This is a genomic window from Streptomyces turgidiscabies Car8 (assembly GCF_000331005.1).
Taxonomy (GTDB): domain Bacteria; phylum Actinomycetota; class Actinomycetes; order Streptomycetales; family Streptomycetaceae; genus Streptomyces; species Streptomyces turgidiscabies.
Genome location: NZ_AEJB01000465.1, coordinates 52,220 through 63,364 on the forward strand (window position 1 = coordinate 52,220; position 11,145 = coordinate 63,364).

8 protein-coding genes are annotated in these 11,145 nt (G+C 69.0%); 3 read left to right on the forward strand and 5 right to left on the reverse strand.

From position 1 onward, the window contains the following. Positions 1–29: 29 nt before the first annotated feature. Complete coding sequence (locus STRTUCAR8_RS33950) at positions 30–1,298, reverse strand: putative T7SS-secreted protein (RefSeq protein ID WP_006380730.1); 1,269 nt, start codon at positions 1,296–1,298, stop codon at positions 30–32. Then, a complete protein-coding gene (locus tag STRTUCAR8_RS33955) occupies positions 1,295–1,606 on the reverse strand; it encodes a type VII secretion target (protein WP_006380709.1) in 312 nt (103 codons plus the stop codon). Before STRTUCAR8_RS33955 ends, STRTUCAR8_RS33950 begins: the two co-directional genes overlap by 4 nt. A 73-nt stretch (positions 1,607–1,679) precedes the next feature. Between STRTUCAR8_RS33955 and STRTUCAR8_RS33960 the strand changes: the two genes are divergently transcribed. After that, on the forward strand, positions 1,680–2,366 hold the full coding sequence (locus STRTUCAR8_RS33960; RefSeq protein ID WP_006380740.1) for a hypothetical protein: 687 nt from the start codon (positions 1,680–1,682) through the stop codon (positions 2,364–2,366). Between the two features lie 123 nt (positions 2,367–2,489). Here STRTUCAR8_RS33960 and STRTUCAR8_RS33965 read toward each other — a convergent pair whose 3' ends face one another. Then, a complete protein-coding gene (locus STRTUCAR8_RS33965; RefSeq protein ID WP_006380729.1) occupies positions 2,490–2,789 on the reverse strand; it encodes a WXG100 family type VII secretion target in 300 nt (99 codons plus the stop codon). Between the two features lie 308 nt (positions 2,790–3,097). On the opposite strand from STRTUCAR8_RS33965, the gene STRTUCAR8_RS33970 reads away from it, so the two are divergent. Next, on the forward strand, positions 3,098–7,714 hold the full coding sequence (locus STRTUCAR8_RS33970; RefSeq protein WP_006380726.1) for an FtsK/SpoIIIE domain-containing protein: 4,617 nt from the start codon (positions 3,098–3,100) through the stop codon (positions 7,712–7,714). 209 nt (positions 7,715–7,923) lie between these two features. Here STRTUCAR8_RS33970 and STRTUCAR8_RS33975 read toward each other — a convergent pair whose 3' ends face one another. Together STRTUCAR8_RS33975 and STRTUCAR8_RS33980 are read right to left on the reverse strand one after the other, a co-directional pair. Then, on the reverse strand, positions 7,924–9,648 hold the full coding sequence (locus STRTUCAR8_RS33975) for a serine/threonine-protein kinase (RefSeq protein ID WP_006380752.1): 1,725 nt from the start codon (positions 9,646–9,648) through the stop codon (positions 7,924–7,926). Positions 9,649–9,714: 66 nt separating this feature from the next. Continuing rightward, the gene (locus STRTUCAR8_RS33980; protein ID WP_006380757.1) at positions 9,715–10,563 is read right to left on the reverse strand and encodes a menaquinone biosynthetic enzyme MqnA/MqnD family protein; all 849 of its coding nucleotides are present in this window, start codon (positions 10,561–10,563) and stop codon (positions 9,715–9,717) included. A 288-nt stretch (positions 10,564–10,851) separates the two neighbouring features. Here STRTUCAR8_RS33980 and STRTUCAR8_RS33985 point away from each other — a divergent pair, with 288 nt between their 5' ends. Continuing rightward, positions 10,852–11,055: a cold-shock protein gene (locus STRTUCAR8_RS33985; RefSeq protein WP_006380707.1), complete on the forward strand. Its 204-nt coding sequence runs from the start codon at positions 10,852–10,854 to the stop codon at positions 11,053–11,055. Positions 11,056–11,145 lie beyond the last annotated feature (90 nt).

An 11,145-nucleotide genomic window follows, 5' to 3' on the forward strand; every position in this document is an offset into this window, starting at 1 on the left:
GGCACCCACGCTCCTCTTCACCGGCTTACCTACGCGGCCAGAGCCGCGTTGAACGACTGCGACGAGACGGTCGGGGCCGGCCCGGGCGACGGTGACGGCCTGGGGACGGTGGTCGGAGTGGGCTTGTGCGACGGTGTGGGGGTGGGCGTCGGGGTGGGCCCCGTGCTGCCGGCCGGCTCGTGGTAGCCGGTCTGCTCACCGTTCTTGCCGCTGAACATCCGGTGCAGGGCGCTCCCGAGACCCGCCCCCTTGATCACGCCGGTGATCTTCCTGCCCTCGATCACCGCGTTGCGGGCCGTCCTGCCCAGAACCTTGTTGACCAGCTTGACGCTGACCCCGTTCAGGAAGTTGTGCCCGACCCCGTCGAGCGCGGCCAGGCCGCTGAACCGGAACTTCGCCAGTCCCTTGACGCCCTTGAGTGCCTTGAACCCCTTCAGCGCGCCGAGCCCAGGCAGCACACCCAGCGCGTCGGCGCCCAGTTTCAGCCAGTCGACCTTCCCTCCGCGCACCGTCATGTCGTACGCGTGGCCGGCGAGCGCGGCGGCACTGGCCAGCACGGCGAGGGTCGCGAAGATGGGCACCAGGAACTGGAGCGGCGGGACGAAGGCGCAGATCACCGCGAGTACGGACAGTACGGCCGAGATGTTCGACAGCATGTCCGCCCAGTCCGCGAGGAAGTTCATGAAACCGCCGGGGTCCCGGACCGCGTCGTGGTGCACGACGTTCTTGATATGGCGAGCGGCTTTGTCCCCCGCGTCGTCATAGATCTCCCGGGCGTCTTTCACCGCTTTCCGGGCGCCCCCGATGCGCAGAAGAGCGTCGTCGCGCTTCTTTTCCCAGCGTTCGCAGTCGTCCTTCTCCGCCGCGGGAATGTTGTGCGTCGGGTACTTGTCGGTGTACTTCTGCACCTCGCGTTCCGCGAGATCGTGGTCGGTCTTGGCCTCGAGATAATCACTCAGCGCCTTGTCCGCCTTACGCTGCGCGCGGCGCATTTCGCTGGCGAACTGGTCCGAGCTGCCCTCGCGTACGTCTTCGCCGACGGCCTTGGCGGCCTCGTCGTAGCGCTCGAAGGACTTCTTCAACTTGTCCGAGGTGTCGCCGGCTATCTCGTGGAAGCCCTTTCCGGCCTCACTGTCCCAGCCCTCCACCGAGGCAAGTGCCTTGATGACCCGGGACTGTTCCTCGATCATGTCGGCCATCTTGCGCAACTTGCGCCCCAGTTCGGCCACTTCCTCGGGGTCGCCCGGCGTCGGGTCGTCATGCCACAGCGGCGGCCAGTCGGAGTCGGTCCTGCTCACTTCTTCCCCTTGCTCTGCGCCTTGGCGTCCCGGATGGCCTCTGCCAGCTTGTGGTCGACCTCCTCGTACGCCTTCGCGGCGGTGGAGGTGAACTCGGCCAGCTGTTCAAGTTCCTTCATCAGTTTCTTCCGGGTCTTCTTCCAGGTGTCCCCGAATTCCGAGAAGGCGTCTTTCAGCCCGCCATGCCCAACAGCCTGGCCATACTCGTCGGCGGGATTACCGTTCCGCTCGAACTCGTCATGGATCTTGCCCAGGTCGCGTGAACACTTTTTGATGGCGGCAAGATCCGCCTTGATATGGTCCCCCATGAGTGCTAACTCCCAGTAGTTGATACGCTCTCGCCGGACCGATTTCCCCCGCATCGGCAAGGAGAGTCCCGACGTGACATCCAGAGGCAAGCAGCGCCTGATAACGGACCGCCTCGGCATCCACGCCGAAGCCGCCGAATGGTGCTGGATCGACAAGATCCCGCAGCCCCCGGCGGACGTGCTCCAGGCCGCGGGCAACCCCCGCCTCCGCCCCGCCAGGCTGCCCCCGTTGGGCATGGTCGGCGCGGTGCTCGGGGCGCCGTTCATTCCGATCATCACGCTGCTCAGCCTTCTGTCCGACGCGGAGGAAGCCGTCAAGCGCTCCCTCGGTACGAAGGAGGAGAAGGAGCGGTGGCAGGCCAGGAAGGACGACGACCGGCGCCGGGACGCCACCATCGCCGAACAGGGCCTCGACCAGGTCTTCGACGGGAACTGGGGCGGCAACGCCGGTCAGTTCCTGCTGAGTTGGTACGGCCACTCCACCCACCACCAGCGGATGCTGCTCGCGACCGAGGACGGGATCGCGCTGGCGGCTCCGCCGAAGCGCGTCAGCGTGGGGCGGGAGAAGCACATGCAGATCGTCGCCCGCATCCCCGCCACCGAAGCGACCCTCGTCGACCCGTTCTCCGGTGAGTTCGAGACGAGGTTGCTGCTGATCCGCTTCCGTGACGGATCCTGGTTGCGAGTCGACACGGAGGAACTCCGCAGCGAGCTCCACATGCACGTCCTCCGGCAGCCGCTCCCCGACAACTGGGACTGAGAGCGAGCGGGGGCGGGACAGCGACCGGGCGGCGCCCGCCCGGTGCGTTCAGCGTTCGATTCCACTGACGCACCAGGCCGGCGCCTCGCGGGCCCTGCTCCGTCGCTGAGCTGCGCCTCTCGGCTACTTCTTCGCCGACTTCGCCAGTTCCTCGTCGATCTGCTCGAACTTGTCCGCGGCCATGGTCAGGTAGTCACCCATGCCGTCGAGACCGTCCAGCGTGTCCTTCGCGCCGCGCGTGAACTCCTCGAAGTTCTCGTCGAAGGCCTTCGACGAGCTCTTCGTGACGTAGCCGGACTCGACCAGGTTCGCGATGTACTTGCGCAGGCCGTCCAGCTTCTCCTGAAGCTTTTCCTTCTCCTTCACGACATGCTTGGCAGCATCCCGCATGTCCTGATACGTGACATCAAGGTCCTTGGCCATGAAGCGCTCCCTCGTCAAAGTGCCGCAGGGCCAACCCCCGTGGCTTCCCTGTTCCAACTGACTGACTGACTGACTGCGGCAGCAGCTTACGGGTGTGGCGCGAGTGGTGACATCTCGGTTCTGGAACAGAACCGTGCACAGAAGTGTTCATCACCGTTCCGTCACCAATTCACCATAGGGAAGGGCCGCCATAGGGAAGAGCGCTGCCCCCACCCGTTGCTCTTCTGTCATATGGAGCGGATATCGTCACTCCCGTACGGTGGCCGGCGTTGCGTGAGCGGCCACGGGGGCCGTTGGGGAGGACAACCGTGCGCCTGACTCTGACCGTCGTCGATCCGTTCGGCGGGAGCACCGCCGACGTCGTGCTCGACGCGGATCCCGAGTCCACCGTCGGGGACATCGCACAGGAACTGGCCAAACAGGTCGGCCACAGCGGTGCCCAGATCATTCCCATCGGACAGCACGGGCAGCATGCACAGCACGGGCAGCACGGGCGCGTGCCCCCCAACAACGCCCCCCTCGTCTATGTGGACGGTTACGCCGTCGACCCGAGTGCGAACGTCCTCGGGTCGCCCTTGCGTGAAGGGGCCGTCGTCAGCCTCCAGGATCCCGCCGGGTGTCTGCCCGGCGAGCCGACCGGGCTTGTCGAGCTGCGGGTCGTGGGCGGGCCCGTCGCCGGGTTCGTGCACCGGCTCGGGGTGGGGCGCTACGACATCGGCAGCGGGCCCGCCTCGTACATCCGGATCGACGATCCCGAAGTCGACGCGCGCGCCCTCACGTTGTCAGTTGCAACCGACGGAACCTGCCAGGTCACCGTGCACGGGGAGAAGGACGGCGTCACTCTCGACGGCGAGGAGATCGCCGATGTTAAGGGCACCGAGTGGCCCCTCGGCGGGCAGATCGCCGTCGGCAACTCCCTTGTCGAGCTGGCCCGTTACACGCCGCCCAACGCGGCCCTCAAGTGGTCCGAGGACGGCGTGGGCCTCGACTACAACCGGCCGCCCCGGCTGCGCTCCCCCGACCGGCAGACCAAGTTCCGGCTGCCGTCGCCGCCGCGTGACTTCGAGGCCCGGCCGCTGCCCTGGTTGATGGCGCTGACGCCCCTGGTGGGCGCGATCGTGGCCGTGACCATCTTCGGACGCTGGTACTACCTGATCATGGCCGGCCTCAGCCCGATCTTGCTGTTCGCCAACTACTTCATGGACAAGAAGCACGGGCGCAAGTCCCATGCCAAGCAGGTCAAGGAGTACAAGGAGCAGAAGGAGCGGATCGAGAAGGACGCGCAGGACGCCCTGCTCGCCGAGCGGCAGGACCGACGGCACGCCATTCCCGACCCCGCCACCGTCCTCTCCCTCGGCACCGGCCCTCGTACACGGCTGTGGGAGCGACGGCGTACGGATCGTGATCACCTGCTCCTGCGGGTCGGGACGGGCCAACTCCCGTCCGAGGTCGTGCTCGACGACCCGGAGCAGGACGAGCACCGGCGTCAGGTGACGTGGAAGATCGAGGACGCGCCTGTCGCGCTGTCGCTGCGGTCGTTGGGTGTCATCGGCATGGCCGGTCCCGGGGATTCGGCGCGCGCCCTCGGGCGGTGGGCCGTCGCCCAGACCGCCGCGCTGCAGAGCCCGATGGACGTCCAGTTCTACGTGCTGAGCGAGAGCACCGCGCAGGACAGCTGGGACTGGGTCCGCTGGCTGCCGCACACCAGGCCGTCCGGCGGCCAGGACGTCAACGTCCTCATCGGCACCGACGCGGAGACCGTCGGCGCGCGGATCGGCGAGCTGACGCAGATCCTCGACGCGCGCAAGAAGGCGGCCGAGCAGAACAAGGGGCAGCGGGCGTCGTTCAGCGACCCGGACATCGTCGTCGTATGGGACGGGTCGCGGCGGCTGCGGTCGCTTCCCGGTGTCGTCAAGCTGCTGCGCGAGGGGCCGGCCGTGGCGATGTACGCCCTCTGCCTCGACGCCGAGGAGCGGTTCCTGCCCGGCGAGTGCCAGGCCTTCGTCGTCGCCGAGCCCAGGGCCGAGGAGCACACCGACCCGGCGTACGCAGCAGGCCTCGGCACCAGTGCACCGTCTCAGCCGCAGGTCGCGGGCGGTTTCCCGGCCTTCCCCTCCTTCCACGCGTGGCATGCCGCCGACAGCGAACCCGACCGGCGTGCCCAGGCCGACAAGCTGCGGCTGCGCGTCGAGGAGGAGAGCGCGGAGCGCGTACGTGACGTACGGCCCGACTTCGTCTCCGCCGCCTGGTGTCTGCGCCTGGCCCGTTCGCTGTCCGCCCTGCGTGACATCAGCGGCGAGACCGAGGACTCGGCGCTGCCCGGCTCCAGCCGACTGCTCGACGTACTGCAGTTGGAGCCGCCGACGCCCGACGCGATCACCGCGCGCTGGCGTATGGGCGGGCAGTCGACGATGGCCGTCATCGGTGAGTCGTACGACGGGGCGTTCGGCATCGATATTCGGAAAGACGGGCCGCACGGGCTCATCGCCGGTACGACCGGTTCGGGTAAGTCGGAGCTGCTGCAGACCATCGTGGCCGCGCTCGCCGTCGCCAACACCCCCGAGAACATGACGTTCGTGCTCGTCGACTACAAGGGTGGCGCCGCGTTCAAGGACTGTGTGCATCTCCCGCACACCGTCGGCATGGTGACCGACCTCGACGCCCATCTCGTCGAGCGCGCCCTCGAATCGCTCGGCGCCGAACTGCACCGCCGGGAACACATCCTGGCCAACGCCGACGCGAAGGACATCGAGGACTACCAGGACCTCGTGCGCAGGGACCCCTCGCACCCGCCCGTCCCCCGACTCCTCATCGTCATCGACGAGTTCGCCTCGATGGTGCGTGACCTGCCCGACTTCGTCACCGGTCTCGTCAACATCGCCCAGCGAGGCCGTTCCCTCGGCATCCACCTGCTCCTCGCCACGCAGCGGCCGTCGGGTGTCGTGTCCCCGGAGATCCGCGCCAACACCAACCTCCGTATCGCGCTGCGCGTGACGGACGGCGGTGAGTCGTCCGACGTCATCGACTCGCCCGAGGCCGGGCACATCTCCAAGAACACCCCCGGCCGCGCCTACGTACGGCTCGGCCACGCCTCCCTCGTCCCCTTCCAGTCCGGCCGTGTCGGTGGACGCCGGCCCGGAGCGGCGGACCCCGCGGTCCTCATGCCCTGGTCGGGTGCGCTGGCCTGGGAGGACCTGGGCCGGGCCGCGCTGAAGAAGCCCAAGGTCGAGAAGCGGGAGGACGAGGAGATCACCGACCTCAAGGTGCTCGTCGACGCCGTGCGCGACGCCAACCGGTCGCTCGGTATCCCGCCCCAGCACAGCCCCTGGCTGCCCGCCCTCTCCGAGACGCTGCTGCTCGACGAGATCGAGGTCCCGGCCTTCGCCGACCACGGCACGGGCAGGCTGGCGCCCGTCCCGTACGGCGTCGAGGACCTGCCCTCCGCGCAGGCGCGCCGCCCGGTCGTCGTCGACTTCTCCACCTTCGGCCATCTGATGATCGGCGGCGCCCCGCGCAGTGGCCGCTCGCAGATCCTGCGTACGATCGCCGCCTCCCTGGCCCGCACCCACTCCACCGCCGACGTCCACCTGTACGGCATCGACTGCGGCAACGGCGCGCTCAACGCGCTGACCCGGCTGCCGCACTGCGGTGCTGTCGTCAGCCGCAACCAGACCGAGCGCGTGATCCGGCTCGTCAACCGGCTCAAGGCCGAGATGTCGCGCCGCCAGGACCTGTTGGCGGAGAAGGGGTTCGCGGACATCGGCGAGCAGCGGGCCGCGTCCCCGGCGGAGGAGCGCCTGGCGCACATCGTCGTGCTGCTGGACCGCTGGGAGGGCTGGGTGCCCACCCTCGGCGAGGTCGATCACGGCACGCTCACCGACGAGTTGACCACGATGATGCGTGAGGGTGCGAGCGTCGGCGTCCACCTCGTCCTGACCGGTGACCGCACCCTGCTGGTCGGCCGGATCGCCACGCTCACCGAGGACAAGTACGGGCTGCGGCTCGCCGACCGCAGCGACTTCTCGGCGCTCGGTATCCCGCACCGCAAGGTCCCGGAGGAGATTCCGCCGGGCCGCGGCTACAAGAACGAGTCCGGTATCGAGACGCAGTTCGCGCTGCTGTCGGAGGACACGACCGGACAGGGCCAGGCTGCCGCGATCACCGCGATCGGGGAGGCCGCGACGGCACGAGACGCCCAAGTCCCGCGCTCCCGGCGCCCGTTCCGGGTCGACTCGCTCCCGTCGAGGATCAACTTCGCGGACGCGTGGGGGATGCGCGACCCGGAGACGTCCGGCTCCCGCCTGTGGGGCCTCGTCGGTATCGGCGGCGACGACATCACCGGGTTCGGGCCCGACCTCGCGACGGGCGTGCCGACGTTCGTCATCGCGGGGCCGGCCAAGTCGGGCCGCTCGACGGTGCTGATGAACTTCGCGCAGTCGTACCTGTCCCAGGGTGTACGCCTGGTCATCGCAGCGCCGCGTCAGTCGCCGCTGCGCCAACTGGACGGTGCGGATGGCGTGTTGAAGGTGTACACCGGCGACGACATCGACGAGGACGACTTCGAGGAGATCATCGACAAGGCGTCGCTGGAGGAGCCGATCGTGGTCCTCATCGACGACGGGGAGATCCTGGAGGACTGCGACGCCGCGAGCCAGATGAAGAAGATCGTCTCGCGGGGTGCGGAGCGGGGGCTCGGGCTTGTCATCGCGGGTGACGAGGAAGACGTCTGCAGTGGGTTCAGTGGCTGGCAGGTCGACGCGAAGAAGGGGCGGCGGGGGATTCTGCTGTCTCCGCAGGAGTCTTCGAGCGGGGAGCTGATCGGGGTGCGCATCAACCGGGGCATGGTGGGTGGGCAGATCGCGCCGGGTAAGGGGATGTTGCATCTGGGGGACGGGGAGTTGCGTACGGTCGTGATTCCCGGGTGAGTCGGGGGGGCCGGCGGTTTTTTCGCCCCCGCCGCCCTTACCCGTCCCATCCCGTTCCTGGGGGCTGCGCCCCCAGACCCCCCTGCCGGCCCTGAAGGGGCCTTGTCCTCAAACGCCGGACGGGCTGAGGGGGCGGGCCTGCGTTCTCACGCGCCGGATGGGCTGAAGGTGCGGGCCTGCGTCCTCACGCCGGACGGGCTGAGGGTGCCCTACCCCACCCGTGACATCCTGGCCACCGGATCGCCCGCCTCCGGGTTGTCCGTCTCGTACTTGAGGTCGTCGCCTACCGGGGTGAGCAGGACCCTGTGCGATCCCGTCGTGCACACGTCCCTGTTCGACTTGTCGGCGATCGACGTGACGACGAGCCGGGTCTTTGTGACCTCCTTCAGGAACAGGTCGTCGTCGCAGATGCCGCCGATCTGGTCCGTCTGCCGGAAGGTGCCCAACTTGTCGCCGACGGCGGCCTGTTGGACCGTCACCCGGAACGTCCCCATCGGCAGCGCCCCGTCGAGGGCGACAGCCGGACCCTCCCAGGTGCCGACGTAGGACGCGGGCACCGTCATCGTGCCGCTCGCCGGCCCGGGCACCGTGCTCTGTGACGGACTCTGCGGCGCCTGGTCGGAGTACTCGCTCGACGCCGAACTCTCCGCCGCCTGCCCGGTGTCCTTGCTCGCGGCCGAGCCGTCGTCGGCGCCGCCACCCGGCAGCAGGTCGAACAGGAACGTCGAACCGACCGTCACCACAGCCATCGCGCCGGCCACCGCGAGGGCCACCGTGCAGCTCAGCTTCCGGCCGCGCCCGTCGGCGCCGGGTACGGAGGTCGCCGCCACGCTGACGGAGACCTTGCCGGGCGCCCGATCGGACGGCTCCGGATCAGGCTCCGGCTCCGCGTCCCGGGGCCCCGGCATCACCGGCAGCCCGGGCATCACCGGCGGCGGCCCGAACTCGCCCGCGCCCACACCCACGCCCGCCCCCGTGACCATGGGCGTACTGAACCCCACCGGCCCGGACAGCGCGCCCTCCTGAGCCGCCGCCTCCGCGACCTCCAGGTTGAGCAGTGCCACCGCGTCCCGGCTGACCCGCTCCACCACCGCCCCCGGCAGCCACCCGCCCGCCACCAGCCGTGCCGCCCCCTCGGGAGCGAGCCGCCGGGCGACCTCGGCGGGGGCCGGTCGAGCGGACGGGTCCTTCGCCAGGCAGCCTTCGACCACCTCCCGCAACTCACCGTCCAGGCCGTCGAGTCGGGGCTCCTCGTGCACGACCTTGTAGAGCAGGGCCGCCGAGGAGTCCCCGGGGAAGGGGGATCTGCCGGTCGCCGCGTACGCCAGTACCGCGCCCAGGGAGAAGACGTCCGCCGGTCCGGCGACCGGATGGCCGAGGATCTGTTCCGGGGACATGTAGCCGGGTGAGCCGACCGAGACGCCCGTCGACGTCAGGGACGCCGTGCCGTCGGTGGCCCGTGCGATGCCGAAGTCGATGAGGAGGGGGCCGTCGAGGGTGAGAAGGACGTTCGACGGCTTCACGTCCCGGTGGACGAGATTCAGGGCGTGGACGGCGGTCAGCGCCTCGGCGAGGCCGGCGCCCAGTGCCCGTACGGAATCCACGGGCAACGGGCCGTCGTTCGTGATCGCCGCCGTCAGGGAGGGGCCGGCCGCGTACGCCGTCGCCACCCACGGCACCGGGGCGTCCGGGTCCGCGTCCAGGACGGAGGCCGTCCAGGCGCCGCCGACCCGCCGGGCGGCCTCGACCTCGCGCCGGAACCGGGCCCGGAACTCCTCGTCGAGCGCGAAGTGCGGGTGCACGATCTTGACCGCGACGGTACGGCCGCCGGTGCTGCGCCCCAGGTAGACCCGGCCCATCCCGCCCGCGCCGAGCCGCCCGAGCAGCCGGTAGGGCCCCACGACGGCCGACTCACCGACGTCCAGCGGCTGCATGACGCCCACCTCTCCCCCGTACACACCTCATACGCCGGCCTGCGCCCGCCAGCGACGAGCAGCAGCCTACGGCTCCAGCAGGTCGACCTCCACGTCTGCGGGAAAGCCCGTCGTGGGGCCCACACGTCGGGCGAACTCCCGTACGGCCGCGAGCTGCGGTCCGCCGAAGCGGAAGTCGAGAGTCGTGAAGTAGCGCTCCAGGACCTGGGCGTCGAACTCCTCCCAGCGGGCCGCCTGCTCGGCGACCTTGACGACCTCCTCCAGGGAGACGTCGCGGGAGGCGAGGAACGCCTCGTGGACCTTCCGGGTCAGGACCGGTTCGCGCTCCAGGTAGTCCTTCCGGGCCGCCCAGACCGCGAAGACGAACGGCAGCCCCGTCCACTCCTTCCACAGGGCGCCCAGATCGTGCACCTGGAGGCCGTAGCGCGGGCCGTCCAGGAGGTTGGCGCGCAGGGCCGCGTCCCCGATCAGCACCGCGGCGTCCGCCTCCTGCATCATCAGGCTGAGGTCGGGCGGACACGTGTAGTAGTCGGGTTGTACGCCGTAACGCTCCGCCAGGAGCAGTTGCGCCAGGCGCACGGAGGTGCGGGAGGTCGAGCCGAGTGCCACCCGTGCGCCGTCCAGCTGGTCCAGAGGGACCTGTGAGACGAGCACGCACGACATCACCGGGCCGTCGCAGCCGACGGCGATGTCAGGGAAGGCGACCAGGTCATCGGCGTTGCGGAGGAACTCGACGAGCGTGATGGGCCCGATGTCGAGGTCGCCGCGCACCAGCTTCTCGCTGAGCTTCTCAGGGGTGTCCTTGGTCAGCTCGAAGTCGAGGAGCGTGCCTGTTCTCGCGAGCCCCCAGTACAGGGGCAGGCAGTTCAGGAACTGGATGTGGCCGACGCGCGGCCGGGTGCGAGAATTGTCCACATCGCGAGGCTAACGGGCCCGGAGTGCGATGGATCCTCCCGGGGGTTGTCAAGGGCGCGCGCCGCCTCTCAAACGTCCGAGTGACGTGATCTTGACCTCTATTGCATTCCGGTGCCTGCATGCTAGGCTCGCCGCAAGTTGCAGTTTGGTTTCCCTTGCAGTACAGAGCCTGCGGAGCATGTGACCGCGGGCTCTCGTCGTATTCAGATGAATGCAGTTGTTTACAAGCTTTTGTTTACACCTTGCAGGTTCTGGAGCAGGGCAACCCTTTGGGCCCAGGGAGGGCTTATGGCTACCGGAACCGTGAAGTGGTTCAACGCCGAAAAGGGCTTTGGTTTCATTGCCCAAGAAGGCGGCGGCCCGGACGTCTTCGTCCACTACTCCGCGATCAACGCGAGCGGATTCCGTTCTCTCGAAGAGAACCAGGCGGTTTCCTTCGACGTCACGCAGGGTCCTAAGGGCCCGCAGGCGGAGAACGTCAGCCCGATCTAAGGTTTCGGCTCGTCCGAGCCGTATGCCGTGATCCGGAACGTGTGCAGTACCCCAAGGAGCTCCGAGCCGTCTCGACGGCATCGGAGCTCC

Coding starts and splice junctions, on each gene's coding strand:
- STRTUCAR8_RS33955 (WP_006380709.1), bottom strand. CDS start 1,606: ATGGGGGACCATATCAAGGCGGATCTTGCCGCCATCAAAAAGTGTTCA.
- STRTUCAR8_RS33965 (WP_006380729.1), bottom strand. CDS start 2,789: ATGGCCAAGGACCTTGATGTCACGTATCAGGACATGCGGGATGCTGCC.
- STRTUCAR8_RS33975 (WP_006380752.1), bottom strand. CDS start 9,648: ATGCAGCCGCTGGACGTCGGTGAGTCGGCCGTCGTGGGGCCCTACCGG.
- STRTUCAR8_RS33985 (WP_006380707.1), top strand. CDS start 10,852: ATGGCTACCGGAACCGTGAAGTGGTTCAACGCCGAAAAGGGCTTTGGT.